The 25,390-nt window shown below is 64.1% G+C and carries 21 protein-coding genes; 10 read left to right on the top strand and 11 right to left on the bottom strand.

The genetic code is table 11. The features are described 5' to 3' along the window. Nucleotides 1–68: 68 nt before the first annotated feature. From VOM14_RS15870 to VOM14_RS15850, 5 genes are all read right to left on the bottom strand, one after another. On the bottom strand, nucleotides 69–2,423 hold the full coding sequence (locus VOM14_RS15870) for a bifunctional diguanylate cyclase/phosphodiesterase (protein WP_327629668.1): 2,355 nt from the start codon (nucleotides 2,421–2,423) through the stop codon (nucleotides 69–71). A 561-nt stretch (nucleotides 2,424–2,984) separates the two neighbouring features. Continuing rightward, a complete protein-coding gene (locus VOM14_RS15865) occupies nucleotides 2,985–3,887 on the bottom strand; it encodes a PhzF family phenazine biosynthesis protein (protein ID WP_327629667.1) in 903 nt (300 codons plus the stop codon). A gap of 177 nt (nucleotides 3,888–4,064) precedes the next feature. Beyond that, nucleotides 4,065–4,529, bottom strand: coding sequence for a RidA family protein (locus VOM14_RS15860; RefSeq protein WP_327629666.1), 465 nt, complete (start codon nucleotides 4,527–4,529; stop codon nucleotides 4,065–4,067). A gap of 54 nt (nucleotides 4,530–4,583) precedes the next feature. Next, a complete protein-coding gene (locus tag VOM14_RS15855; protein ID WP_327629665.1) occupies nucleotides 4,584–5,780 on the bottom strand; it encodes an aminotransferase-like domain-containing protein in 1,197 nt (398 codons plus the stop codon). Between the two features lie 75 nt (nucleotides 5,781–5,855). Beyond that, nucleotides 5,856–6,557 (bottom strand): VOC family protein, encoded by a 702-nt coding sequence (locus VOM14_RS15850; RefSeq protein WP_327629664.1) that lies wholly within the window; start codon nucleotides 6,555–6,557, stop codon nucleotides 5,856–5,858. 220 nt (nucleotides 6,558–6,777) lie between these two features. Between VOM14_RS15850 and VOM14_RS15845 the strand changes: the two genes are divergently transcribed. Then, nucleotides 6,778–8,232, top strand: coding sequence for an aminotransferase-like domain-containing protein (locus VOM14_RS15845; RefSeq protein WP_327629663.1), 1,455 nt, complete (start codon nucleotides 6,778–6,780; stop codon nucleotides 8,230–8,232). A 109-nt stretch (nucleotides 8,233–8,341) separates the two neighbouring features. Continuing rightward, entirely contained in the window at nucleotides 8,342–10,246 is a 1,905-nt protein-coding gene (gene htpG / locus VOM14_RS15840) for a molecular chaperone HtpG (protein ID WP_327629662.1), read from the top strand. 128 nt (nucleotides 10,247–10,374) lie between these two features. On the opposite strand, the gene VOM14_RS15835 is transcribed toward htpG, so the two are convergent. Then, complete coding sequence (locus VOM14_RS15835) at nucleotides 10,375–10,644, bottom strand: hypothetical protein (protein WP_327629661.1); 270 nt, start codon at nucleotides 10,642–10,644, stop codon at nucleotides 10,375–10,377. 285 nt (nucleotides 10,645–10,929) lie between these two features. On the opposite strand from VOM14_RS15835, the gene VOM14_RS15830 reads away from it, so the two are divergent. Both VOM14_RS15830 and VOM14_RS15825 read left to right on the top strand, forming a co-directional pair. Continuing rightward, nucleotides 10,930–12,792 (top strand): hypothetical protein, encoded by a 1,863-nt coding sequence (locus VOM14_RS15830; RefSeq protein ID WP_327629660.1) that lies wholly within the window; start codon nucleotides 10,930–10,932, stop codon nucleotides 12,790–12,792. 10 nt (nucleotides 12,793–12,802) lie between these two features. Further along, complete coding sequence (locus VOM14_RS15825) at nucleotides 12,803–14,551, top strand: tetratricopeptide repeat protein (protein ID WP_327629659.1); 1,749 nt, start codon at nucleotides 12,803–12,805, stop codon at nucleotides 14,549–14,551. A 66-nt stretch (nucleotides 14,552–14,617) separates the two neighbouring features. On the opposite strand, the gene VOM14_RS15820 is transcribed toward VOM14_RS15825, so the two are convergent. Next, nucleotides 14,618–15,124 carry an OmpA family protein gene (locus VOM14_RS15820; protein WP_327629658.1) on the bottom strand — a complete coding sequence of 169 codons (507 nt, stop codon included), beginning with the start codon at nucleotides 15,122–15,124 and terminating at the stop codon, nucleotides 14,618–14,620. A 239-nt stretch (nucleotides 15,125–15,363) separates the two neighbouring features. On the opposite strand from VOM14_RS15820, the gene VOM14_RS15815 reads away from it, so the two are divergent. From VOM14_RS15815 to VOM14_RS15790, 6 genes are all read left to right on the top strand, one after another. Beyond that, the gene (locus VOM14_RS15815; RefSeq protein ID WP_327629657.1) at nucleotides 15,364–16,083 is read left to right on the top strand and encodes a chorismate--pyruvate lyase family protein; all 720 of its coding nucleotides are present in this window, start codon (nucleotides 15,364–15,366) and stop codon (nucleotides 16,081–16,083) included. Beyond that, on the top strand, nucleotides 16,083–16,559 hold the full coding sequence (locus tag VOM14_RS15810) for a DNA-deoxyinosine glycosylase (RefSeq protein ID WP_327629656.1): 477 nt from the start codon (nucleotides 16,083–16,085) through the stop codon (nucleotides 16,557–16,559). The genes VOM14_RS15815 and VOM14_RS15810 overlap by 1 nt, the downstream gene beginning before the upstream one ends. Then, entirely contained in the window at nucleotides 16,556–17,467 is a 912-nt protein-coding gene (locus VOM14_RS15805) for a spermidine synthase (RefSeq protein ID WP_327629655.1), read from the top strand. The genes VOM14_RS15810 and VOM14_RS15805 overlap by 4 nt, the downstream gene beginning before the upstream one ends. Before the next feature lie 486 nt (nucleotides 17,468–17,953). Beyond that, nucleotides 17,954–18,193: a DUF3311 domain-containing protein gene (locus VOM14_RS15800; protein ID WP_327629654.1), complete on the top strand. Its 240-nt coding sequence runs from the start codon at nucleotides 17,954–17,956 to the stop codon at nucleotides 18,191–18,193. Further along, entirely contained in the window at nucleotides 18,193–19,743 is a 1,551-nt protein-coding gene (gene mctP / locus VOM14_RS15795; protein ID WP_327629653.1) for a monocarboxylate uptake permease MctP, read from the top strand. Before VOM14_RS15800 ends, mctP begins: the two co-directional genes overlap by 1 nt. 138 nt (nucleotides 19,744–19,881) lie before the next feature. Continuing rightward, nucleotides 19,882–21,006, top strand: a complete 1,125-nt coding sequence (locus VOM14_RS15790; RefSeq protein ID WP_327629652.1) for an FUSC family protein — start codon at nucleotides 19,882–19,884, stop codon at nucleotides 21,004–21,006. Nucleotides 21,007–21,050: 44 nt separating this feature from the next. Here the strand turns inward: VOM14_RS15790 and VOM14_RS15785 are convergent, their stop codons facing one another. The 4 genes from VOM14_RS15785 to VOM14_RS15770 all read right to left on the bottom strand — a co-directional run bounded on the left by VOM14_RS15785 (nucleotide 21,051) and on the right by VOM14_RS15770 (nucleotide 25,384). Continuing rightward, nucleotides 21,051–21,470 (bottom strand): VOC family protein, encoded by a 420-nt coding sequence (locus VOM14_RS15785; protein ID WP_327629651.1) that lies wholly within the window; start codon nucleotides 21,468–21,470, stop codon nucleotides 21,051–21,053. A gap of 280 nt (nucleotides 21,471–21,750) precedes the next feature. Further along, nucleotides 21,751–22,704, bottom strand: a complete 954-nt coding sequence (tal, locus tag VOM14_RS15780; RefSeq protein ID WP_327629650.1) for a transaldolase — start codon at nucleotides 22,702–22,704, stop codon at nucleotides 21,751–21,753. 223 nt (nucleotides 22,705–22,927) lie between these two features. Continuing rightward, nucleotides 22,928–24,148, bottom strand: a complete 1,221-nt coding sequence (locus tag VOM14_RS15775; protein ID WP_327629649.1) for a benzoate/H(+) symporter BenE family transporter — start codon at nucleotides 24,146–24,148, stop codon at nucleotides 22,928–22,930. Between the two features lie 60 nt (nucleotides 24,149–24,208). Beyond that, nucleotides 24,209–25,384, bottom strand: coding sequence for a vWA domain-containing protein (locus VOM14_RS15770; protein WP_327629648.1), 1,176 nt, complete (start codon nucleotides 25,382–25,384; stop codon nucleotides 24,209–24,211). Between the last annotated feature and the right edge of the window lie 6 nt (nucleotides 25,385–25,390).

Here is a 25,390-nt window from a genome sequence, read left to right as displayed (position 1 = left end):
TAAGCGGCTTCATTGAGCGGCTTCATTGAGCCGCGGCAATGACCGGAAGACCTCGGCGGCGGCAGCCCTCAGCCATTCGTGCTGGTGCTCGCGCTCGTGTTGTCCGCTTCATGCGCGGCGTGCCGGACCTTCATCCCGCATACGCCGAAGCGTTCGAGCAGTGCCGGAATCGCGTCGACCGGAACCGGACGCGAGAACAGGAAGCCTTGCGCCTCGATATGGCCGAGCGCGGCGAGCCACGCAATCTGCTCCTCGGTTTCCGTGCCTTCGACCACGACGGTCAGCCCGAGCGAGCGCGCCAGATTGACGATCGCCGTGACCATCACGCAGACGCTGCGGTCGCCCGGAATGGCCTGCACGAACGAGCGATCCACCTTCAGCGTATCGACGGAAAAACGGTTCAGGTAGGACAACGACGAATAGCCGGTGCCGAAATCGTCCAGCGCGATCCGCACGCCGAGGCGCTTGAGCGCAAAGATCTTTTCGGAGACGAGTTCGGGATACTCCATCATCGCCGTTTCGGTGATTTCGAGTTCGAGGCGCCGTGCGGAAATGCCGCTTTCCTCGATGGCGTGCGAAATCGTTTCGTACAGGTCGCCGCGCCAGAACTGCACGGCCGAAATGTTCACCGCGAGCGACAGCGTGTCGTAACCCTGCTGCTGCCACAGCGCCAGTTGACGGCAGGCGGTCTCGATCACGAAGTCGCCGATCGGTACGATGAGCCCCGTGGATTCCGCGACCGGAATGAATTCGTTGGCCGGAATCAGACCGTGCTGCGGATGGTTCCAGCGCACCAGCGCCTCGAAACCGGTGATGCAGCGGCGCGTGAGATCGATCTTCGGCTGATAGGCGAGAAAGAGTTGACCTTCGGCGAGCGCCACGCGCAACTGCTGCTCCCACTTCATCAGATGGTCCGCGCGATGCGACAGTTGCGGCGAATAGAACTGGTAGCAGTTCTTGCCCGCGTCTTTCGCGCTGTACATCGCGAGGTCGGCCTTTTTCAGCAGGTCGATTTCGCTTTCGTTGGCCACCGAGTAAAGCGCGATGCCGATGCTCGCGTGCAGCACGAACGAACTGCCGCGCACCTCGAACGGTTTCGAGAACGCCTCGGCGGCCGCTTCGGCGAGCGCCACCGCGCGCTTCTCGACGTCGTCGCCCTTGATGACGACCACGAACTCGTCGCCGCCGATGCGGCTCAACGCGCCGCCGTCGGCGATTGCGGTGGCCAGCCGCGAAGCCGTCATTTGCAGCACGATGTCGCCCGCGTTGTGACCGAGCGTGTCGTTGACCGTCTTGAAGTTGTCGAGGTCGATAAAGAGAATCGCGAGCCGGCCGAGGTTCGCCTGCTGCGCCACGTCGTGCCGCAGCGTTCGCAGCGTCGCGTAACGGTTGCGCAGTCCGGTCAGCAGATCGTATTCGACCAGATGCGTCATTTCACGCTCGCGGCCGAGCAGCTTGCCGATCAGACCCGTCGCCACCGCGAAGAAGCTCAGCATGGCGAGCGAGATGAAACCCGCCATCAGCAGATAGACATTGCGCGTATGGTTGTAGTCGGCGAATTCCTCGGCTTGCGAGAGACCCACCAGCACGCCGAGCGGATAGCCGTCGATATGCCGGTACGACACGATGCGCGTGACGCTGTCGATCGAATCGACATAGGTGCCCGACACGTGCTCGGAAGTCGGATAGGTGCCGCTTGCCGAAAACGCGCCGTCGGCGTTGACCGTGTTGCCGGTGCGCCGCGCGAGCACCGCGCCGTTGTCGGAGATGACCGCGATCACGCCTTCCCGGCCGATGGCCGCGTTGTTGTAGAAGTCGCTCGTGAAATAGCTCGGGTCTTCCGAGACCACCACGACGCCCGCGAACGAGCCGTCCGGATGGTTCAGGCGCCGCGTCATCTGCAGCGTCCAGTGACCTGACACGCGGCCGAGCACCGGCTTGCTGATATACAACTGGTCGTCGTTTTCGTGCTCGTGAACCTTGAAGTGCTCGCGATCCGACAGGTCGATGCGTTTCGGATTGAGTTCGGCCGTGTTGGCGATCAAGGTGCCGTGCTCGTCGATCAACGACACCTGCACGAGCGTCTCGCTTTGCACGACGCCTTTTTCAACCGTGCTGGCAAGATCGAAATGCCCTGGCGTTTTCTCGAACTCATATTTAACAAACCGGGTGATCTGATCGACCTGGTGAATCGCCTTGATCGTGTGCTGTTCGAGCGCCGCGGAGAGAATCGCGGAAGACGCCATGGCTTCGCGATAGGTCGCTTCTCTTTCGACCGAAAGACGCGCGAAGATCACAGTCCACAGCAGAATCAGAACGAGTACGCCGAGTGCCGGAATGGCGAGCAGCGCGCGCCGCCTTGACGCGGCGGGGTCGCGGCGGCTCCTGCCTTCGCGCTGATCGGAAAAGCGGGTTAGGCTCATCAGGCGGCCCGTACCCAGCGGCGGGCCGGTTGCGAACGCGCGAGCGTCGACTGCGCTGTTTTCATGAGTGGATGCATGGTGACCAAGTTGCCGGAACTGCTGCGCAAGAAGAGAGGGCGTGGCTTGGCGCCTGATCGTTCGCACTTTGGGTACGTTTCGATATTACTTAATGCCACCGGATTAAGGAAGAGTCCGGGCATCGGGTATACGCGGGCGCGTGCGACGGCCGTATCGGCACGGCTTTGTCGCGTGCCGGGCGGCATGTGCGGCGGCGCGCTGTCCTGCGAGTCGGCATGGCAGGCGTGGGATCGTGCGCGGGCAGTCATCGTTTTCGAACATTTCATCGGGCGTCGGCGCTCCGGCATGACGGCTTTAACGTGCGTGATCTTGAACGGGCTGTTCGTTATGCAAAATGCATGGCGTCCGCTAACGAAGCGGCATTGGGCGGCGAGGCATGGCTCTAGCTGACAATCTGCGTCGGGCTTTTACCATGACCGCCTTCCAACGGCCTTGCTGCCGCTTTCTCGTCAACGCCGCTTCGGGGCAAGCAAATGGCGGGCCTTAAGGCATTCTGAAGCTGCCGTCGACAACCGTCACCGACGCTCCGCCGATCCACGTCTTGCCGCGCGCGTCGTCGTAATGCACGGCGACCTGGCCGGCGCGCCCCAAGGCCGTGCCCTGGCGCGCGGTATAGCGGGCAGCGGGACGCCGCTGCTGCGCGCTCAACAGGCCCGCGAGCGCCGCATTGGCGCTGCCCGTGACGGGATCTTCGCCGACGCCGAATTTGCCGCCCATCATCAGGCAGCGCACTTCGAAGGTGGCGGGGCCGCCGGCGTCGTGCGGACCGTAGACGGCGACGCCGTGCGTGCCGGTCGCCTGCACGATTTCCGTGAGCGCCGGGGCGTCGGGTTCGAGCGACAGACAGTCGCGCGCCGAATTGACCCGCACGACGAGCCACGGCGCGCCATTGTCGACGGCACACGGCTCGGCGCTAAAGTCGATCGCGTCGCTGCGCAAGGCACTGGACAGTGCCGCGTAGTGCTGTTGCGGCAGCGGCGTGAACCGCGCGGGCGGCGCGGCAAAAGCCCACGCGCCGCGCGCATCGCCGGAGTCTTCGTGAAGGGATTGCAATTCGACGAGCCCGACGCCGCACTGCTGCACAAGCTTGCCCACGTGCTTCGGCTGATAGCCGCTTTCAAGCAGCGCGTGCGCGGTGCCGAGCGTCGGATGACCCGCAAACGGCAATTCGCCGTGAGTCGTGAAAATGCGCACGCGATAGTCGGCGGCCGGGTCGGTCGGTTTCAACAGGAAGGTGGTTTCTGACAGATTGGTCCAGTGCGCGATCGCCTGCATCTGATCGGCGCTGAGCGCGTCGGCGTCGAATACGACGGCGAGCGGATTGCCTTTGAACGGCACCGACGTGAACACGTCGACCTGTTTGAAACGAACTGTGTTGGCGGGCATCGGGCGTGGTCCGGCGATTCCTGCGGTTGAGAGGGTTGGCGGATTCTATCCGCTGCCGCCGGAACGATCCACCTCGCCACAAATGCAAAACGCGCCGCGGGTGGCTGGCACCTCGCGACGCGTTCCGTCGGGCCGCCCGGACGAGCCGGGCTTGCTGTCGTGATGGCTTGTTTTGCGTTACTCGACTTCCGCGATCATTTCGATTTCGACGCAGGCGCCCAGCGGAATCTGCGCGACGCCGAACGCTGAGCGCGCATGTTTGCCGCGCTCGCCGAAGACGTCGGCGATCAGCTCGGACGCGCCGTTCGTGACCAGATGCTGTTCGGTGAATTCGAGCGTGGAGTTGACGAGGCTCATCAGCTTCACGATGCGCTTGACGCGGTTCAGGTCGCCCACGTGCGCGTGCAGGGTGGCGAGCAGGTCGACGGCGATGGAGCGCGCCGCGGCCTTGCCTTCCTCGGTGCCGAGGTTGGCGCCCAGCTTGCCTGCCCACACCTTGCCGTCTTTCTTCGCGATGTGGCCCGACAGGTACACCGTATTGCCGCTTTGCGCGCTCATCACATACGCGGCCGCGGGCGCGCTGGCGCTCGGCAATTCGATGCCCAGTTCCTTGAGCTTGTCGTAAACATTCGTTTGAGACATGGTGTGTCCTCGGTCAGTAGTGGAGTTGGGTAGCGGCGAGCGCGCCGGTTGCGTTTAAAGCTTCGCGCGGATCAGTGCTGCGAGACGCGACACGCCTTCGTCGATTTTGGCCGGCGGCACCGTGACGAACGACAGACGCAGCGTGTTGTGCTGCGCCTCGTTCGCGAAGAACGGCCCGCCCGGCACGAAGGCGACATTCTGCGCGACCGCTTCTTCGAGCAGCTTCATGCTGTCGATCTGCGCGGGCAGATTCACCCAGATGAACATGCCGCCTTCCGGACGATTCCACTTCACGCCTTCCGGCATGTAGCGCCCGAGCGCGGCCAGCATGGCCTCGCACTGGTCGCGATACAGCTCGCGGATGGTCGGCACGTGCGTGTCCAGAAAGCCGTCCTTGATCACTTCATGCACGATGCGCTGCGTGAAGCTCGGCGTGTGAAGATCGGTGGCCTGCTTGGCCTGCACGAGTTTGAAGATCAGTTCCTCGGGCGCGATGATGTAGCCGACCCGCAGGCCCGGAGCCAGTACCTTCGAGAACGAACCGAGGTGCACGATGTGATCGGGCGCCATCGACAGCATGGTGGGCAGCGGCTCGCCCGCGTAATCGAGCGCGCCGTAGGGGTCGTCTTCGATCACGGGGAACGGCGCGGTTTTCGCGAACTCGGCGAGCGCGCGGCGGCGCTCGATCGGCAGGCGGCGGCCCGTCGGATTCTGGAAATTCGGTTGCGCGTACAACAGGCGCGCGCCGGCGGTCAGCTCCGGCGTGAGTCCTTCGGGAATCAGGCCGTGCTCGTCGGTCGGCACCTGGATGTAATGCGGCTCGTACATCGAGAACGATTGCAGCGCGCCGAGGTAGGTCGGCGTCTCGACCAGCACGGGGCTTTGCGGGCAGACCAGCACTTTGCCGAGCAGATCGAGCGCCTGCTGCGAGCCGGTCGTGATCAGAACCTGCGTGGGACGAATCTGCACGCCATTCACCGAATAGCGCCGCGCGACCCATTCACGCAACGGCAAATAACCTTCGGTCGCGCTGTATTGGAGCGCCGCGGCGGGCGTGTCGCGCAGAATGCGGTCGGCGGCTTCGCGCATGCGCTCGGCCGGGAAGGTCGCGGGCGAAGGCAGGCCGCCCGCAAACGAAATGACTTCGGGCCGTTCCGTGACCTTCAGGATCTCGCGGATCGCCGAGCTGGTGAGCTTGCGTGCGCGTTCGGACAATTGCCACGTGGGGGCTTTCAGGTCGCTTTGGTCCATGGTCTCCTCTGCTGGTGTTTCTGGAACCGGTCAAAACTTCGATTATCGCGCGAGTCGGCGACCCGCGCGCGCTGCTTATTTAAGGGTCCGTAGACCGTTGGGTGTTTCAAGCTCGGCGACGAGCGCCGCGGGGCCGTCCGTCGACTGCAATTCGATCAGATGCGCGGCGCCGAGCCACTGCAATTGCGCTGCCACCGTATCCACTCGCGGATGCGCGGCTTTCAAGGCTTTCAGCGCAATGCCCGTGTCCGGCAATACCGTCGACGGATGCCGCGCCGTGTCCCACTGGATCAGCGAGGGCAGCACGCCTTCGCCGGCGCCTTCCCAGGCGGGGAACGCGCCGTTTTCCGTCACCGACAGGCTCCATGTGAAGTCGCCGCGCGTCATCGGCACGATCGGCGCAATGCGCTGCGGATACTGTGCCTGCCACGTCGGCAGATGGGTCGGCCGCTCGACCCGCACGACCCAGTGCGACAGATACGGTCCGTTTTCGAGCCGCGCGTGCGTGGCCGGGTCGTCGAGCGCGAAAAGGCGCGGGCGCGGGCGCGGCGCGGCTTCGGCGCACGCGTGGGCGGGCCCGGCGCGCGGGTCGAGCGCGATCACTTCCAGATAGGCGCCGCCCCACAGGTTCAGCAGCCGGTTGTGCGTGCGCATCAGCGGATGCGCGCCGCCGCCGGCCGGCGCGACGCCCAGCGTGTCGGCGACGTACTGGGTGCCCTCGTCGAGCGTGCGGGCGGAAATCACGAGGTGATCGAGACGAAGCGGATGTGCGGTCATGGCGAATCGGGAAACGGTTGCTGCGCTAAGCCGGATCTGGCGCCACGTGCCAGATTGCGGGCGCCGGGGCCGTAAGCATAACCGCTCGCGAAGCGGTTCGCGCCGCCGGGCCGCCCACACCGCGACCGGCGCGCTTTTTCTGTCTCAAATGTAGCGGCGGCGACCAGCACAGTAACGGTACAATCGACTCGATACCGTTCGGTACAGTTGGAGTCCGTCCATGTCCATCCCGCTTACGCAGATTCCCGCCCCGCACGACACCGCGTCGCTGACGCTGGTCGAGCAGCTCGTGCAGTGGGCGCGCCGCCGCATCGAGGAACGCGTGTTCCGTCCCGGCATGCGCATGCCGTCGATCCGCAAGCTCGCTCTCGACAAAGGCGTGTCGCGTTTCACCGTGGTCGAGGCGTACGAGCGCCTGGTCGCGCAGGGTTATCTCGAATCGCGGCGCGGCTCGGGTTTCTTCGTGCGCGAGCGGCTGGCGGGCGCGGCGGTCGCGGAAATCCGTCCGCTCGCGCAGTCGGCGCCCGCGCCGACCACCATCGACGTGGTCTGGCTGCTGCGCAATATGCTGCACACCGGCGCGCGCCCGGAGCGCAGCCCGGGGCTCGGCTATCTGCCGGCGCGCTGGCTCGACGGCGAACTGATCACCAACGCGTTGCGCACGCTCGGCCGGCAAAGCGGCGCGCAGCTGCTCGGCATCGGCACGCCGCTGGGTTTTCTGCCGCTGCGTCAGCAACTGCAGACGCGGCTGGAGGAACTGGAGATCGGCGCGTCGCCCGATCAGATCGTGATGGTCTCCGGCATCACGCAGGCAATCGACCTGATTTCCCGCATTTACGTGAAACCGGGCGATGCGGTGATCGTCGGCGATCCGGCATGGTTCCAGATGTTCGGGCGCTTCGCGTCGCAGGGCGCGCGGCTCGTCGGCATGCCGTACACGCCGGACGGCCCCGACCTCGACGCACTCGAATCCCTCGTGCAAACGTGGCGGCCGAGGATGCTCGTGATCAACTCGGTCCTGCAGAATCCGACCGGCACGTCGCTCACGCCCGCGCAGGCATTCCGCATTCTGCGGCTTGCCGAGGCGTACGACTTCATCGTCGTGGAAGACGACATTTACGGCGACCTGTGCCCGCCGGGCTATGCCGGCACGCGGCTCGCGAGCTTGGATCAGCTCAGGCGCGTAATCTACCTCGGCAGCTTTTCGAAGACGCTCGCGCCGAATCTGCGCGTCGGTTTTATCGCGTGCGCGCTGGAGGTCGCGAAGGCGGTCAGCGATCAGAAAATGCTGGTCGGCATGACGAGCCCCGAGCTGAACGAGCGCGTGTTGTACAAGATTCTGACCGAAGGCCATTACCGGCGGCATGTCGAGCGGCTGCGCGCGCGGCTCGACGGCGTGCGCGAAAAGGCCGCGCGGATGCTGGAAAAGACCGGTATGAAGCTGTTTCTGACGCCCACGGCCGGCATGTTCGTGTGGGCCGACACCGGAGTCGACGCCGACGCGCTGGCCGCGGCCGGTCACGAAGACGGCTTTCTGCTGACGCCCGGCAGCCTTTTTTCGCCGCAGCAGTCGTCCACCACGTGGATGCGCTTTAACGTGGCCAATTGCGGCGATCCCGAACTGGCCACGTTTTTGTGCCGCTATCTCGACGGCGTTGCGCGCCGCGCCTCTTGAAACCGCGCCGCCGCGACCTCATTTACACGCACAATCCCGAACCCCGGTTCTGAACGCGGTATTGAACCCCGGTATTGACCCCGATTCGCAACAGAGAGGAAGTCCGACCATGGCACAAGAAACCATGAGCTTTCAGGCAGAAGTGAAACAGCTTCTGCACCTGATGATCCATTCGCTGTACAGCAACAAGGAAATCTTTTTGCGCGAGCTGATTTCCAATGCGTCCGACGCGGCCGACAAGCTGCGCTTCGAAGCCATTGAAAACAGCGGGTTGTACGAAAACGACCCGAATCTGCGCATTCGCGTGTCGTACGACCAAGCCGCGCGCACCGTCACGATCGAGGACAACGGCATCGGCATGAGCCGCGACGAAGCGATCGCGAACCTCGGCACGATCGCGCGCTCGGGCACGAAGGAATTCTTCGGCAAGCTCTCGGGCGATCAGCAGAAAGACGCGGCATTGATCGGCCAGTTCGGCGTAGGCTTTTATTCGGGCTTTATCGTCGCGGACAAGATCACGGTGGAAACGCGCCGCGCCGGTGTGCCGGCGTCGGAAGGCGTGCGCTGGCAAAGCGCGGGCGAGGGCGACTTCGCCGTCGAGCAGATCGAGCGCGCCGCGCGCGGCACCTCCATCACGCTGCATCTGCGCGCCGATGAAGACGAGCTGCTGTCGTCGCACCGTCTGAAGTCGATCATTCAGCGGTACTCGGATCACGTCGCGTTGCCGATCCTGATGCAAAAGGAAGAGTGGGACGCGGAAAAGAGCGAGATGATCGCGAAAGACGAAGACGAGACCGTCAATCAGGCCAGCGCGCTGTGGACCCGCGCGAAGAACGACATCACCGAAGAACAGTACAAGCAGTTCTATCAGCACCTGTCGCACGATCATCAGGACCCGCTCACGTGGACGCATAACCGCGTCGAGGGCCGCAGCGAGTACACGCAACTGCTGTACGTGCCGGCCCATGCGCCGTTCGACCTGTGGAACCGCGATCATCGCGGCGGGCTGAAGCTGTACGTGAAGCGCGTGTTCATCATGGACGACGCCGAGCAACTGCTGCCCACGTATCTGCGTTTCGTGAAGGGCGTGGTCGATTCGAGCGATCTGCCGCTTAACGTGTCGCGCGAAATTCTGCAGGAAAGCCGCGACGTCAAGGCGATTCGCGAGGGTGTGACGAAGCGCGCGCTGTCGATGCTGGAAGAGCTGGCCAACTCGGATAACGAGGCCGACCGCGAAAAGTACGCCGGTTTCTGGAAGGAATTTGGCCAGGTGCTGAAGGAAGGCATGGGCGAAGACTTCGGCAACCGCGAGCGGATCGCGAAGCTCGTGCGCTTTGCTTCCTCGCACACGGAAACGCCGGAACAGACGGTGTCGCTCGCCGACTACGTCGCGCGCATGAAGCCCGAGCAATCCAGAATTTACTATGTGACCGCCGACACCTGGCAGGCCGCGACCCACAGCCCGCACCTCGAAGTGTTCCGCAAGAAGGGCGTGGAAGTGCTGCTGCTGACCGATCGCGTGGATGAGTGGATGCTGTCGTTCCTGAACGAATTCGACGGCAAGCCGCTGCAAAGCGTAGCGCGCGGCGACCTCGATCTCGGCGCGTTGAACGACGAGGAAAAAGAGGCGCAGGACAAGGTTGGCGAAGAGTTCAAGCCGCTGGTCGAGAAGATGAAGGAAGCGCTGAAGGACAAGGCGAAGGACGTGCGTCTCACGTTCCGCCTGACCGATTCGCCGTCGTGCCTCGTTGCCGACGACGGTGAAATGAGCGGCTATCTGCAACGCATGCTGAAGGCCGCGGGTCAGCAGGCGCCGTCGTTCCATCCGATTCTCGAAGTGAATCCGGAACACGCGCTGGTGAAGGGCTTGCACCCCGACAGCACCAGTTTTGACGACTGGTGCCACCTGTTGTTCGACCAGGCGTTGCTGGCCGAAGGCGGCGCGCTGGAAGATCCGGCGAGCTTCGTGAAGCGCACCAACGCGTTGTTGCTCGCGAGGGCGAATCAGGCTTGACCGCCTAGCGTCGTCATGACGCTTGCCATGCTGTGAATGGAAATGCGCTGCTTCGGCAGCGCATTTTTTTTGCTTCTTTTGTCTCGCGTCAGGTCATGCCCATGCGAAAGAAAGCAGTACGCCGCGCATCAACGCTCGCAGGTCTGCCCATGCAAACGACGCACCTGCGCCAGCACGCTGCCGGCCAGTTCCTTGGCCTCAAAACTTGACGCGTGATCGCCAAGCACTTTCGCCGCGACACTGCCGGTTGCCGCGCTGGTTTGTTTTGAAGTGTGATGCTGCGCGAGTGCGGAGCCGGCGAGTTCTTTCTCCAGATGCGTGGCGCTCTGGCGATGCAAAACGACCGATGCCAGATGTGCGATGCGGTCAGACGTTTCCTTCACGTTTGTAGTATTCAATCGTGACTCCCTGTCGCTAGTTGTCAATGGACTCAGCGCGTACGAGGGTTCGAGCGCCGAGAGAAATTAATTATGGGTAACTAACTAAAACTAATCAACGACCATAAATTGAGATTGGTTTATGAGACGAAAAGCACGGCATTATCCTAGTTCTCGCGCTTCAAACCTTGAGCTTAAAGAAGCAAGCCGGTTCGGCGGGTTCTTTGAGCCGTTTCCCGAATAAGCCGTCGGCGTCGAAATTTTTTGAGCGAAGCGCTAGCGCGTTGCGGCAATTTTCCAATTTTCATGTCTGATTTCGCTTTGGCCGATCCGGCCGTCCTGGTGACTGGCGCAACACCCGTCGAGTTAGTTCGCCTTCTGTGGTCCGTGCTGCGAGAGGAGGGCTTTGAAGCCGCCATGCTGCGTGCCGCCGAGTTCGCCGCCGCGGGCGTCACGCCGCAGTTGCAAGCTGACCTGCTGGCGAGCGCTGGGCGCTTTGAAGAGGCCTATCACAGCGCATCGCAGGCGCACGCGCATGCGGAGGCCAACGGCGCGCGCCATGCCCGCGTTGCTCTGTTCGCGGACGCGCTCGGCCGCAGCGAAGACGCGCGCCATCACAGTGAAATGGCGGCGGCCGCGCAGCCGCCCGTCGCCACGCTCGAATGGACCGCGTGGCTGATCAATGAGTGCGGCGCGCATTCCGCGGCAGCTCACATGCTGCGCGCGTATCAGCAACATGTGCCGCACGACGCACGCGCGCCATGGTGGCTGGCCATTTCGCTCGGCGCGCAGACCGGTCCCGGCACGCAAGAGGAACGGCGCGCGGCGCTGACGCGCGCGTATGCGCTCGATCCGGCCGTCGATCCGGCGTTGCCCTTGCAACTTGCGTTGGCGTTACGTGAGATTGGCGACTGGTCCGCCGTGGAGCATGTGTGCCGCGAAGCGCTTGCGCGCAATCCCGCCGACGCCGAAATGGCCTGGCAGCTCAGTCATGCGCAATGGCAGTGCAATGACGCGGCGGCCGCCGAGGCGACCATGCGTGCCGCGAACGCGGCGTCGCCGGGTAACGCGGACGTGCTGGCCGCCATCGGACTGTATCTGTGCGAGCAGGCGCGCTACGAGGAAAGCGCTGCGATGCTGGGTGCCGCGCTCGCGGTCAATCCCAGCGCGGTGACGCCCGCAGTAGATCTTGCCGATCTGGATTTGCGGCGTGGCGCCTGGTCGAGCGGCTGGAAGCGCTTCGAGGCACGGCTTGCGCGCGACGACCGCGACACGAACAACATCGTCTGTGTCATGGCTCGCCTGTGTCCCCGCTGGCAAGGCGAGCCGCTTGCCGGCAAGACGCTTGCCGTGCATAGCGAGTTGGGTAACGGCGACGACATCCACATGGCGCGCTACGTGCCGCAACTCGCCGCGCGGGTGCGCGAGGAAGGCGGCCGGCTCGTGCTCTGTGTGCGCAAATCGCTGCAACCGCTGCTGGCGCGCCTTTACGCGGACTGCGTTTCGATCGAAGACGGGCCGCTCGGCGGGCCGGATTACAGCCTGCCCATGATGAGCCTGCCGCTTGTGCTCCATCTGCAGCCGGTGCAGGTGCGAGGCAATGCGTATCTTCACGCCAACGCAAACAAAGTGGCCGTCTGGCACGAACGCTTGCGCAAAGAGGCGCCGCACACAAAGCTGCATGTCGGCCTGGTGTGGTCGGGAAGTCCCACGCATCGCCGCGACGAGAAGCGCTCCATTGCCCGTGCCGAGCTTGCGCCGTTGCTGTCGCTGGCGGGCGTCGCGTTTTATTCGCTCACGCCAGGACGCTCCGCCGATGTCGCGGTGCTGAACGCACAGGGCTATCGCGTGTACGACATGACGGCTGACTATCACGCCGGTTTTGACGACGTCGCGGCCCATCTCGGCGCGCTCGATGCGCTCGTCACGATCGACAGCGCGCCGCTGCATCTTGGCGGCGCACTCGGGCGGCCGGTTTTCGCGATGCTCGATCATGTGTCTCATTGGGCGTGGGGCAATGAGGAGGCGCAGCCTTGGTACGACTCGCTCGAACTCTTCAGGCAACCACAGCCGGGGCAATGGGCGCCGGTGGTCGAGCGCGTCACGGCGCGTCTGAACGCCATGATGCGGGCTGACGCGAGCGCCGTGATCCCCGCGGCGAAGACTTGAGTGCGGCGTCATGCGCGATACGGATGTGTTGCCCGGCCAGCTTTCGTCGAACGATGCGAACACGCTGCATCAACTCGGCCTCGCTTATTTTCGCAATGGAGAGGTCGATCAGGCGTGTGAACAGCTCGATCGCGCGTTGAATCTCGCGCCCGGTCGCGCAGACATCTGGGAGCATCGCGGGCTGCTGGCCGCGTTGCGCGGCGAACGGATCGCGGCTGAGGCGTTTTACTATCGGGCGCTGAACCTGAGCGGCGGCAGCGCCAGCCTGCATCGAAATCTGGCGGATTGTCTAAAGCTTTCCGCCCGACTCACTGAAGCGCGGCAGCACTATATAGAAGCGCTTCACATCGAGCCGACGCTGCATCATGCGGCTCGCGCGCTCGCGCAGATCAGCGCGGAGCTGGGGCACGACAGCGACGCCGCGGACTATTGGCTGCGCGCCTGGTCGCTCGACTCCACCAATGTGGCGGACGCGTTCATGCTGATCGCGGCTTTATCGAAAGCTCGGCGCGAGGAGGAGATCGGCAGCTTGTTGCCGTCTTTGCGCACGCGCTGCGCTGCCGACACTGCCGCGCTCCAGCAACTTGCGTTTGCTCTGAACGGCGCCCAGCGCTTCGCCGACGCGCTCAGCGTCGCGAAACAGGGAATCGCCATCAACCCGCATAACCCGGATAACGCCTGGCTACATCACAACGCGTCGTTCGCGTTCAACATGCTCGGCGACTTCGAGCACATGCACGCCCACACCGCAGAAGCCGCGAGGCTAATGCCCGGGCACGCGCTCATGCAGTTCAACCTTGCCGCGGCGCAGCTTCGTTCGGGCGATTTCGAGCGCGGCTGGAAGCAATACCGCTGGCATGACGCATTGCCTGAGAATCACGATCTCGTTCGCCCGAGTTTTCCGGAGTGGCAAGGCGAGAGCGTGCAAGGTCGCCGGTTCCTGCTGATCGGAGAACAGGGACTCGGCGATCAGATCCAGTTTTTGCGCATGGCCGATTGGCTGCATCGGCAGGGCGCGCAAGTCGACGTCTGGGTCGAGGAACCGCTTGGCGAGGTGGCGCGCCAGGCAGCGGGCGTGCACGCGGCGTGGACCACCGTGCCGCCCGATCCCTACGACTACTGGTGTCGCATGCTTCGCATGCCGGCGCAAATGAACCTCGACATGTCGATGTTGCCGCTAGCCACGTCGTATCTCAATGCAGATTCCGCCAGGGTGCAGCGTTGGCGCAACCGCGTGGAGGCGCTCGGCACGGCGGGTGCGCGCGGCCCGTTCCGAAAGCGCGCCGGCATTCACGGCGGCATTCGGGTCGGCATCGTATGGGCCGGCAATCCGGCTTACGGGCTCGACCGTTACCGGTCCATTGCGCTTCAGCAATGGCAGCCGCTTTTCGAGCAGCCGGGCGTGCGGTGGTTTTCGCTGCAGAAGGGCGATGCCGGGAGCGAAGCGGCAGCGTGGTCAGAGCGCATCGACATGCATGTTCTCGGACCGGAGATTCAGAGCTTTTCCGATACACTTGCGATCATTCAATCGCTCGATCTCGTGATTACCGTGGACACGGCGGTCGCGCATCTGGCAGGTGCATGCGGTACGCCTGTGTGGGTGCTGGTGCCCACGTTCACCGACTGGCGCTGGATGATCGCGCGCGCCGACAGTCCGTGGTATCCGTCAATGCGTCTCTTCAGGCAGCGCGAACTGAACCGGTGGGAAGCCGTGCTGGCTGACGTTGCAGAAGCGCTGCGGCAATACGTGGACGGGTGAGCCGGATGCGCGCTGCGCACCCGGTCACTTTGAGCAGAGCCTCAGGCGGTCTGAAGAGGCCGCCGCTTACTTCTTGCCCATCAACGTTTCCATGGTCTCGCCGCGCACCACGATCTCGGTGCGGCGATTGAGCGCGCGTCCTTCCGGCGTGTCGTTGCTTGCCACCGGATTGTTGTAGGCATTGCCCTTCGTGCGAATGCGGTCCGTCGCCACGCCGCGTGCCACGAGCGCGTAACCCACGGCGGTCGCGCGTGCTTCGGAAAGTTGCTGGTTGTATTCAAGCGTGCCGATATTGTCCGTATATCCCTCGACGATGATCGGCTTCTGGGTGCGCTTGAGCAGCACGGCGGAACGATCGACAACCGCGCTCGCGTCGGTGCGCACGTCGGATTTATTGAAATCGAACAGCGCTTTTTCGGGTAGCTTGACGGCGACGCCGCCCGCGACCGGGGCGACCTCGATACCCACCGCCTTGTTCAACGAAGTCTCGGTGTCGCGGTTCAGCGGGGCCGCGCAGCCCGCTACCAGCAGCACCGCGATGGCACAGGCGCTTGCGCGCATCAGCTTGTTCATGTTCGTTCTCCCATTCGTTTGCAGATCAGATGGCGCGTCCATCGACAACGGACGAATCGCCGGTTCGTAAAGCACGGAGGTTTTATCGTGCGTCGCGACCGACGGAGAATCGGACCTTTCCGAAATGAAGGGCTTCTTGAAGGTTTAGCCACTGATTAAGGCGGTCACGCGAAGCTCGCGGAAAAGGCGTCTGCGGGCTGAGAAATAGTCCGACATTCGCGCCGTTATAATCCGAACCCATGTCCATCCGATTCAATGCCGCCGACGCGCACTGGCGCGTCGCTCCGTTGCCTCGCTTCAGCGCCGCGCAGAAAGACTGGTTGACCCGCGGCGGTTCGTTGACCGCGCATCTGCGCGCGCTCGGCGCGGTCGCCGTGCGCGTCACGCGCGAAGGCGTGGCGTTGCCCTGGGCCGACGAACACGCCGCGCTCGGGCTTCATGTGCGTGCGCCGGTGTGGGTGCGCGAGGTCGTGCTATCCGTCGACGGCGTACCGTTTGTGGCCGCGCACAGTGTCGCGCCGCTCGCCGCGAGTGTCGGCGTGTGGCAGGCCACGCGGCGCTTGCGCACGCGGCCGCTCGCCGAATTGCTGTATAGCGACAGCAGCGTGGCACGTTCCGCGCTGGTGAGCCGCAGCGTGACCGGACGGCATCCGCTATACCGGCTGGCCGCGCGCGAGATCAGCGGAGTGCGGCCCAGCGGAGTGCCGCCGCATGCGCTTGTAGCGCGCCGCTCGGTGTTCGAGCGGCATGGCGCGCCGCTGATGGTCACCGAATGTTTTTTGCCGGCGCTGTGGGCGTATCTCGCGTCTGTGTCGAAAGCGCACGGCGGCCCGCCGGCGGACGCCGACGATGCCACGCACGCCGTCCACCCGCGCGCGCGCGAACATCGCGGGCCGGTCGAGCATACGGCATCGCGCGCGCATCCCGCGACGCGTCCCGTCGACGAGCGGCACCGCTGATGCTGCGCGGCTTTCCTCCCGTTATCGCCGCCGGCACCCATACGCTGATTCTCGGCAGCTTTCCCGGCGAAGCGTCGCTGGCCGCGACGCAGTACTACGCGCATCCGCGCAACCAGTTCTGGCGCCTGCTCGGCGCTGTGCTCGGCGAGCGGGCGCTGCACGAGCTGCCTTACGAAGAGCGGCTTGCGCGCGTGCTGTCTCACGGCATCGGCATCTGGGACGTGCTCGATGCGTGCCATCGTCAGGGCAGTCTCGATTCGGCGATCCGCAATGCGCAGCCGAACGACTTCGCGTCTTTAAGAGAACACGCGCCGTTGCTGAAGAAGGTCTGCTTCAACGGCAAGACGGCGGGGCGCTTCGCGCCGGTGATCGGCGCGGCCGGTTACGCGACGCTTGTCCTGCCGTCGTCGAGTCCGGCGAATGCTATGCTCTCGTTCGATCAAAAATTGCGCATGTGGCGCGACATCCTGACATGACCAAACTCATCAAGCGCGCTTCGGCTGAAGCGCGCGCATTCCGCAACCGCGACGCCGACGGCGCGAGCAAACACCAGGCAGTGCGCAGCAAAAAACGCGTCTCGCACGAAGACGATCTGCACGACGCGCCGCAAATCGAAACCCCGCGCAAGCCGCGTTTCGCGCCCGTCACGTTCTCGGAAGAGGGTGGCGTGCGCTACCTGCACTTCGGCACCGAATGGGTGCAAGGCGCGATGCGTCTGCGCAAGCCCGATCACATCGAACTCGAATACGCGCAGCAAATGATGGCGTGGCTGCTGTTCATCGAAACGCCGAAGCGTATCGTGCAACTCGGTCTCGGCGCCGCGGCGCTGACCAAGTTCGCGCACCGCTTCCTGAAGCGCGCGAAGGTCGAGGCGGTCGAAGTGAACCCGGCGGTGGTCGTCGCCGCGCGCACGATGTTCGACTTGCCGCACGACGACGCGCGCCTCACGGTGCACGAAACCGATGCGTGGGACTTCGTGAACGACCGCGCGAACCACGGCACGATCGGCGCGCTGCAAATCGACATCTATGACGCGACCGCGCGCGGCCCCGTGCTCGACAGCGTCGGCTTCTACCGTGCGGCGCGCGCGTGTCTGACGGACGCGGGTGTGGTCACGGTGAATCTGTTCGGCGATCATCCGAGTTTCGTGCGCAACATGAAGCGTCTGAATGAAGCATTCGACGGCCGCGTGATCGCGCTGCCCGAAGTGCACGACGGCAACCGCATCGCCATCGCGTTCTCCGGCCCGGCGCTCGACGTGCCGTTCAAGGCGCTGCAAGCGCGTGCCAAACTGATCGAGGCCGAGCTTGGCCTGCCGGCGCGCAAGTGGATCAAGGGCCTGCAGGAATCGACGGGACAGACGGGCGACTCGTTCACCATCTGATTTCCTGGCCACTGAAACTGAAGAGACCGGGCCGCCGCGCTCCGGTCTCGCTACAAGCAACAAGCAACAAGCAACAAGCAACAAGCAACAAGCAACAAGCAACAAGCACCACGCCACCGTCGCATCCACGCGACGGCGCGCGAAGCCACTATCCACCCTGCATCGAAGCGGCACCGCGCCATTCTCCCGGCTTGTCCGCAAGCGCGAGAACCGCGTCGCGCAGCACTCTTCGCCGCGCCGCTCGAACCCCGTCCGCCTTCGCTGAAACACCGTCCCGCCGGCTCTGACAGCATGGCCGTGCCTCGGGTCCGCCCTGCTTGACCGCACGTTCGCGGCTCCTATACTCTTTCGAGGCTTTCGGGGCACTCGTGTCCTATGCGGGGCGATCCTCCGCGGCTCAGCTACCGCAAGGCGGCGCTCCGCTTTGGGGGTTCACCACCCGTCGAACACGGGCCAACAATTCAATAATAGGGAAGAGGAGACGTCATGGCTCACGACGCCGACGCGAACAAAGCCAGCAAGCACTGGCTCTGGCTGCTGCTGTTGCCCTGGATCGCCATGATCTGGGTGCCGTCGTACAACAAGGTCGAACCGGTGCTGTTCGACTTTCCGTTCTTCTACTGGTATCAGCTCCTGTGGGTGCTGATCAGCGCGGTCATCACGGCGCTCGTGTACTTCAAGACCAAGGCGCGCTCGGCGGGTCGCTCGCAAGGGGGCGCACGATAATGAACGCCATCGCAACTTTCGTCTTCGTTCTGTTTTTCATCGGCGTCACGATTCTCGGCTTCATTGCGGCTCACTGGCGACGCGGCGATCTCGCCCATCTTGAAGAGTGGGGCCTCGGCGGCCGGCGTTTCGGCACCGTCGTCACGTGGTTCCTGCTGGGCGGCGACCTGTACACCGCCTACACCTTCGTCGCGGTGCCGGCGCTGGTATTCGGTGCGGGCGCAACGGGTTTCTTCGCGCTGCCGTACACGATCCTGATTTATCCGTTCGCGTTCGTCGTGTTCCCGAAACTGTGGAGCATCGCGAAACGCCAGGGCTACGTGACGTCGGCGGACTTCGTGTCGGCGCGCTACGGCAGCCGCATGCTCGCACTCGCGGTCGCCGTGACCGGCATCGTGGCGACCATGCCGTACATCGCGCTGCAACTGGTCGGCATCGAAGTGGTGATCGGCGCGCTTGGCTTCGACACGAACGGCTTCGTCGGCGATCTGCCGCTCATCATCGCGTTCGCGATTCTGGCTGCGTACACGTACACGTCGGGCCTGCGCGCGCCGGCCATGATCGCGGTGGTCAAGGACGTCCTGATCTACATCACGATCTTCGCCGCGGTCATTGTGATTCCGCCGCAACTGGGCGGCTTCGGCCACATCTTCAGCGCGGTGCCGCCGGCCAAGCTGCTGTTGAAGGCGCCGGACGTGTCGAGTCTGAACGGCTATAGCGCGTACGCGACGCTCGCGGTGGGTTCGGCGCTCGCGCTGTTCCTGTATCCGCACTCGATCACGGCGGTGCTGTCGTCGAACTCGGGCAACACGATCCGCCGCAACATGGCAATGCTGCCGGCTTACTCGCTGGTGCTCGGCCTGCTCGCGCTGCTCGGCTTCATGGCGCTCGCCTCGGGCGTGAAGGACATGCCGGAATTCGCGCCGTACTTCAAGGCATTCGGCCCGAACTTCGCGGTGCCGGCGCTGTTCCTGCACTTCTTCCCGTCGTGGTTCGTCGGCCTCGCGTTCGCGGCAATCGGCATCGGCGCGCTGGTGCCGGCGGCGATCATGTCGATCGCGGCAGCGAACCTGTACACGCGCAACATCCACCGGGAGTTCGTGAACCGCAACATGTCGCACGAGCAGGAGACCAATGTCGCGAAGCTGGTCTCGCTGATCGTCAAGGTCGGCGCGGTGGCCTTCATTCTGGGGCTGCCGCTCACGTATGCGATCCAGTTGCAGCTGCTCGGCGGAATCTGGATCATCCAGACGCTGCCCGCCATCGTGCTCGGTCTGTACACGCGTGTGCTCGACTATCGCGGCTTGCTGCTCGGCTGGGCCGCGGGTATCGCGACCGGCACGTGGATGGCGATTTCGCTGAAGCTCGCGGGTTCGATCTTCACGATCCACCTGTTCGGCATGGCGATTCCGGGCTACGCGGCGGTGTGGTCGCTGATCGTGAACCTGGTGGTGTCGATCGTGGTGAGTCTGCTGGTGCGCGCGTTCGGCATGCAGCGCGGCGAAGACCGCACGCGTCCTGAAGACTATCTGGACGTGGTCGAAAGCTGAGCCTGGGAAACTGGCACGGCGGACCGTGAGGCCCGCGCAACCCGGCGCCCGCGGACGAAAGTTCGCGGGCGTTTGTGTTTCCGGCGCACTCCAGGGCACGATAGCGGGACTCCTGTCCAAAAGTGTCGTGCGCCCGCCATGGCTTCTGCCGATTCCAATACCGTGATTGCGCGCCGCTCGGCGGTGAGCCGCATGGTTCGCGCGATCACGTCGCCGTATTACCGCTATCGGCACGCGAAGGTCCTGCACAGTCTGCGCGTCGGGCTAGCGATGCTGTTCTCGATTCTCGCCACCACGGGCATCAACATTCCGCACGGCATCTGGTCGTCGGTGACGCTGCTCGTGGTGATCGGCGGTTTGCAGCATCACGGCAATATCCGCAAGAAGGCCGCGGACCGCGCGGCGGGCACGCTGCTCGGGGCGACGCTCGGGCTCGCGCTGATCGTTCAGCAGAACCTGATCGGCTCGCTGCCGCTCACCTACGTGCTGATGTCGATCGTCGCGGCGATCTGCGCATGGTTCGCGATCGGCTCGTCCGGCTATATCGGGCTGCTGACGGCCATCACGATGTGCATCGTCGCGGGACACGGCGACAATCTGATCGACGTCGGCCTCTGGCGCACGCTGAACGTGCTGATCGGCATTGTGATCGCGCTGGCATTTTCATTCGCGCTACCGCTGCACGCCACGTATTCGTGGCGCTATGGGCTCGCGGCCAATCTGCGCGAATGCGCGCAGATTTATACGCGCCTGCTGGAAGGCGAGACGATCGCCGAGGACGAGCAGGTCAAACGGTTCCTTCAGATCAACCGGCGCCTCGTGCAGTTGCGCTCGCTGATGCCTTCCGTGGCGAAGGAAATCGACGTGCCGCAAACGAAGCTCGAAGAGATTCAGCGTCTGCATCGCTCGGTATTGAGTTCGCTCGAATTGCTGGCCACCGGTCCGCTGATGCAGGTCGACGCCCTGGCGCGTTCCTCCTACGCCGCGCAGTGTGGCGCCGAGGTGCACGCGGTGCGAGCCATTCTGCTCGCGATGGCGCGCGGCCTGCGGTTTGGGCGCGCGACCCACTTCGGCATTCCGGACGCAGCGCCGCTCGCGCAAACCTCCGGCGACGCGGCGCTCAGGCTACCGCCGGATTTGCAAGGACCGTATTGGCTGGGACAGCGGCTCGCCGAACAGGTTGACGGCTTGCGCGCGGCGTTGCTGGAGACCGAGCCGAACTGGAACATCGAGCGGCATTCGCGGGTCTTGCAAAAGATCTAGCGCCTGCGGCGTTTGCATTGGCCGCCGGAGTGGCGGCCGCGCGCTTAGCCTTGATGCGGAATCGTCACCATCCACATCAGACCGAAGCGGTCCACCGCCATCCCGAAGCCTTTGCTCCAGAAGGTCTCGCCCCACGGCATCACAACCTGTCCGCCGTCGGCGAGCGCGTTGAAGTATTTCTGGCCCGATGCGGCGTCGTCCGCGGTCAGCGAGAGGCTGAAGCCGCTCATGGGCTTCGCGTCCTGATCGCAATTGCCGTCGGACGCCATCCACTGAGTCGAGCCGAGCTGGATGCTCGCGTGCATGATCTTGTTTTCGAGGCCGGCGCGCGGCGGGTTGTTCGGGTCGGGCGGCGCGTCCTTGAAGCGCATCATGAGGGTCACTTCCGCGCCGAGGTGCTGGCGATAGTAGTCGAGCGCTTCTTCGCAACGACCGTTGAAAAATACGTAAGGTTGGACTTCCATCATCGTCTCCCGAAATAGGTTGAAGCGTGACGCCTCGCTGCCGAAGCCAAACCGGGCAAATTCGAAGCAGGCGTGCAGACCATTTTAGGCAACGGATTTCGCGCGATTGTGACTTTACGTCGTGACGAAGAGACGCTGGGGCAGCGTTCGGGTGGGAAGCCGGACGCCGCCGTAAACGGCGCGCGGCCCCGAACCGTGAGGTCCGGGGCCGCGTGTCGTTGCCCGGAGCGTGGCCGCCGCTTCGTACCGCGTGCGTTGTGCGGCAAGCCGCCGGAGGCGCTTAACGCAGCGTGTCGATCAGCTTTTCGAGCTTGATCGCGTCCGCGTCGAACGTGCGGATGCCTTCCGACAGCTTTTCGGTCGCCATAGCTTCGTCGTTGAGGAGGAAACGGAACGACGCCTCGTCGACGGGCACGCGCTCGATGTCCGCGCCCTTCGAGCTGTCCGGCGAAAGCTTGCGCTCGACCTTGTCGGTGCTGTCGTGCAGCTTTTGCAGCAGATCCGGGCTGATGGTCAGCAGATCGCAGCCGGCCAGTTCCAGAATCTGACCCGGAGTGCGGAAGCTCGCGCCCATCACCTCGGTCTTGTAGCCGAACTTCTTGTAATACGCGTAAATGCGGCGCACGGATTGCACGCCCGGATCGTTTGCGCCGCCGTCTTTCGCTTCATCCCACGCGCTGCCGGCATTTTTCTTATACCAGTCGTAAATACGGCCGACGAACGGCGAGATCAGCTTCGCACCCGCCTCGGCACAGGCCGCAGCCTGCGCGAGCGAAAACAGCAGCGTCATGTTGCAGTTGATGCCTTCCTTTTGCAGCACTTCCGCCGCGCGCACGCCTTCCCACGTGGAAGCCAGTTTGATCAGCACGCGTTCGCGCTCGATGCCGTGTTCCTTGTACAGCGCGATCAGCTCGCGGCCCTTGGCGATCGAGGCTTGCACGTCGAACGACAGGCGCGCATCCACTTCGGTCGACACGCGGCCCGGGATTATCTTCAGGATTTCGGTGCCGAACGCAATCAGCAACTGGTCGATGATCGCGCCCAGCGGCTTCGATGCATGAGCTTTCACCGTTTTTTCGAGCAGCGGCCGGTAGTCGTCTTTCTGCACGGCCTTGAGAATCAGTGACGGATTCGTGGTGGCGTCCTGCGGCTTGTATTGCGCGAGCTGCTGGAAGTCGCCGGTATCGGCCACGACGGTGGTGTATTGCTTGAGTTGATCGAGTGCGGTTGTCATATTCGTGCCTTCAGGGCGCATGCGCCATGGTTCAGGAGAATGAGTTGCCGCCGGATTGAAAGACCGCTTCAGGTCCGGCGGCCGCGAATCACGCTGCAGCGCAGCCCGATGTTGCCGGGAAATTGCCGGGAAACGCTGCCGGATACCTCTATTTTATGGCGGATCGCCTGACGCCGTATTGACAGTCGAGCCCGGCGATCCGTTCAGACAGATTTTTTCGGCGTCATGCGCGCCGCACGTTCAGCACGGCTTGCGTCAGCACGCCCGCCACCAGCCCCCAGAAAGCCGAGCCGATGGACAGCAGCGTCAGCCCCGACGCCGTCACCATGAACGTGACGAGCGCCGCTTCGCGCTGCCTCACGTCCTGCATCGCGTTGGCAAGACCGCCCATGATCGAGCCGAACAGCGCGAGCGCCGCGACTGAGACAACCAGCTCGCGCGGAAACGCCGCGAACAGCGCCGCAATTGTCGCGCCGAACGTGCCGGCGATCAGGTAGAAGATGCCGCACCAGACCGCCGCCGTGTAGCGCTTGTCGCGGTTTTCGTGCGCTTCCGGGCCGGTGCAGATCGCGGCCGTGATCGCGGCGAGATTCACGCCGTGGGAGCCGAACGGCGCGAGCAGGAGCGACGCGATACCGGTTGTCGAAATCAGCGGCGCGGAGGGCGTGGCGTAGCCGTCTGCGCGCAGCACGGCCATGCCGGGCACGTTCTGCGACGCCATCGCGACCACGAAAAGCGGAACGCCGATGCTGATGCAGGCGGCGAGCGAGAACGCCGGCATCGTGAACACGGGGTGCGCCATCGCCACCCGAAAATGGCTGAAATCGAGCAGCCCGAGTTCGCCTGCGGCGAGGGTGCCGGCGATCAGCGTCAACGGAATCGCGTAACGCGGCGCGGCGCGTTTGACGACGAGGTACGTGAGGAACATCGTCAGGACGAGCGCCGTCTGGAACTGCGCCGCGCGGAATATCTCGATGCCGATCTCGAACAGGATGCCCGCCAGCAGCGCCGCCGCAATGCCGGCCGGGATTTTCTTCATCAGCGTGTCGAACCAGCCTGTCAGGCCGATCACGGTCAACAGCAGCGCGCAGACGATAAACGCGCCGATCGCCTGCGCATAAGCCACATGCGGCAACGACGACACCAGCAGCGCCGCGCCGGGCGTCGACCACGCCACCACGATGGGCGCGCGAAAACGCAGCGAGAGCCCGATCGTGCACAGCGCCATGCCGACCGACAAGGCCCAGATCCACGACGAAATCTGCGCGTTCGTGAGATGCGCGGCCTGGCCGGCCTGGAACATCAGCACGAGCGAGCTGGTATAGCCCGTCATCATCGCGACGAAGCCCGCGACGACGGCGGCGAGCGAGGAGTCGGCAAACGGATTGAAGCGGGCGGGCGGAAGACCGGCGGAAGACAGATCAGGCGAAGACGAACGGCTCATGCAAAAACTTTCTTATCGTTGAGGGGGCGGCGCGATTTAGCCAGGTGCGGCGATTGACGGCTATTTGCTCAGCATGCGCATGGCGGCTTCCAGGCCGGCGAGCGTGAGCGGATACATGCGGTGCCCGAGCACTTCGCGGATCGCGCTAACGGACTGCCGGTACGCCCACAAGCCCTCCGGCTCGGGATTGAGCCACGCGTGATGCGGAAAGTGGTCGGCGAGGCGGCGCAGCCACACGGCGCCCGCTTCCGCGTTGTTGTATTCGACGGAGCCGCCCGGCTGCAGCACTTCGTACGGGTTCATGGTCGCGTCGCCGACGAAGATCAGCTTGTAGTCGGGCGTGAATTTGTGCAGCACGTCCCACGTCGGCATGCGCTCGGTGTGCCGGCGGCGGTTGTTTTTCCACAGGAAGTCGTAGACGCAGTTGTGGAAATAGTAGAACTCCAGGTGCTTGAATTCGGCCTTCGCGGCGGAAAACAGCTCTTCGGTGCGCTTGATGTGGTCGTCCATCGAGCCGCCCACGTCGAGCAGCATCAGCACCTTCACCTTGTTGTGCCGCTCCGGCACCATCTTCAGGTCGAGCCAGCCGGCGTTTGCGGCGGTGCTGCGGATCGTGTCGGGCAGATCGAGTTCTTCGGCCGCGCCTTCGCGCGCGAAGCGGCGCAGGCGGCGCAACGCCACCTTGATGTTGCGCGTGCCGATTTCCACCTGGTCGTCGTAGTCGCGATAGGCGCGCGCTTCCCACACCTTCACGGCGGTGCGATTGCCCGCCGAGTCGCCGCCGATGCGCACGCCTTCCGGGTTGTAGCCGCCATTGCCGAACGGCGACGTGCCGCCCGTGCCGATCCACTTGTTGCCGCCTTCGTGGCGCTCTTTCTGCTCGTCGAACAGTTGCTTCAGGCGTTCCATGAGCTTGTCGATGCCGCCCAGCGCTTCGATTTGCGCTTTTTCTTCCGGCGACAGGTCGCGTTGCAGCTTCTTTTTCAGCCAGTCGAGCGGGACGTCGAATGCAAGCTCCGAGACCTTGGCGACGCCGTTGAAATACGCGCCGAACGCCTGGTCGAACTTGTCGAAATACTGCTCGTCTTTCACGAGCGTCATGCGCGCGAGGTAGTAGAACTCGTCGAGCGACGGCGCGATCACGTTCGCTTTGAGCGCTTCGAGCAGCGTCAGATATTCCTTCACCGAGACGGGCAGCTTCGCGGCGCGCAGCGAGTAGAAGAAGTCGATCAGCATGCTGGG

Source organism: Paraburkholderia sp. MPAMCS5 (genome assembly GCF_036016995.1).
GTDB lineage: Bacteria > Pseudomonadota > Gammaproteobacteria > Burkholderiales > Burkholderiaceae > Paraburkholderia.
The sequence above is the reverse complement of the archived record's forward strand: the minus strand, read 5'-3'. Positions and strand labels throughout refer to the sequence as shown.

What these genes read in the sequence shown, in the direction of transcription:
- VOM14_RS15860 (WP_327629666.1), bottom strand. Translation starts at nt 4,529, where the DNA reads ATGTCTCAAACGAATGTTTACGACAAGCTCAAGGAACTGGGCATCGAA.
- VOM14_RS15820 (WP_327629658.1), bottom strand. Translation starts at nt 15,124, where the DNA reads ATGAACAAGCTGATGCGCGCAAGCGCCTGTGCCATCGCGGTGCTGCTG.
- VOM14_RS15790 (WP_327629652.1), top strand. Translation starts at nt 19,882, where the DNA reads ATGGCTTCTGCCGATTCCAATACCGTGATTGCGCGCCGCTCGGCGGTG.
- VOM14_RS15810 (WP_327629656.1), top strand. Translation starts at nt 16,083, where the DNA reads ATGCTGCGCGGCTTTCCTCCCGTTATCGCCGCCGGCACCCATACGCTG.
- VOM14_RS15855 (WP_327629665.1), bottom strand. Translation starts at nt 5,780, where the DNA reads ATGGACCAAAGCGACCTGAAAGCCCCCACGTGGCAATTGTCCGAACGC.
- htpG (WP_327629662.1), top strand. Translation starts at nt 8,342, where the DNA reads ATGGCACAAGAAACCATGAGCTTTCAGGCAGAAGTGAAACAGCTTCTG.
- VOM14_RS15870 (WP_327629668.1), bottom strand. Translation starts at nt 2,423, where the DNA reads ATGAGCCTAACCCGCTTTTCCGATCAGCGCGAAGGCAGGAGCCGCCGC.
- VOM14_RS15775 (WP_327629649.1), bottom strand. Translation starts at nt 24,148, where the DNA reads ATGAGCCGTTCGTCTTCGCCTGATCTGTCTTCCGCCGGTCTTCCGCCC.
- mctP (WP_327629653.1), top strand. Translation starts at nt 18,193, where the DNA reads ATGAACGCCATCGCAACTTTCGTCTTCGTTCTGTTTTTCATCGGCGTC.
- VOM14_RS15815 (WP_327629657.1), top strand. Translation starts at nt 15,364, where the DNA reads ATGTCCATCCGATTCAATGCCGCCGACGCGCACTGGCGCGTCGCTCCG.
- VOM14_RS15800 (WP_327629654.1), top strand. Translation starts at nt 17,954, where the DNA reads ATGGCTCACGACGCCGACGCGAACAAAGCCAGCAAGCACTGGCTCTGG.
- VOM14_RS15830 (WP_327629660.1), top strand. Translation starts at nt 10,930, where the DNA reads ATGTCTGATTTCGCTTTGGCCGATCCGGCCGTCCTGGTGACTGGCGCA.
- VOM14_RS15850 (WP_327629664.1), bottom strand. Translation starts at nt 6,557, where the DNA reads ATGACCGCACATCCGCTTCGTCTCGATCACCTCGTGATTTCCGCCCGC.
- tal (WP_327629650.1), bottom strand. Translation starts at nt 22,704, where the DNA reads ATGACAACCGCACTCGATCAACTCAAGCAATACACCACCGTCGTGGCC.
- VOM14_RS15785 (WP_327629651.1), bottom strand. Translation starts at nt 21,470, where the DNA reads ATGGAAGTCCAACCTTACGTATTTTTCAACGGTCGTTGCGAAGAAGCG.
- VOM14_RS15770 (WP_327629648.1), bottom strand. Translation starts at nt 25,384, where the DNA reads ATGCTGATCGACTTCTTCTACTCGCTGCGCGCCGCGAAGCTGCCCGTC.
- VOM14_RS15805 (WP_327629655.1), top strand. Translation starts at nt 16,556, where the DNA reads ATGACCAAACTCATCAAGCGCGCTTCGGCTGAAGCGCGCGCATTCCGC.
- VOM14_RS15865 (WP_327629667.1), bottom strand. Translation starts at nt 3,887, where the DNA reads ATGCCCGCCAACACAGTTCGTTTCAAACAGGTCGACGTGTTCACGTCG.
- VOM14_RS15845 (WP_327629663.1), top strand. Translation starts at nt 6,778, where the DNA reads ATGTCCATCCCGCTTACGCAGATTCCCGCCCCGCACGACACCGCGTCG.
- VOM14_RS15825 (WP_327629659.1), top strand. Translation starts at nt 12,803, where the DNA reads ATGCGCGATACGGATGTGTTGCCCGGCCAGCTTTCGTCGAACGATGCG.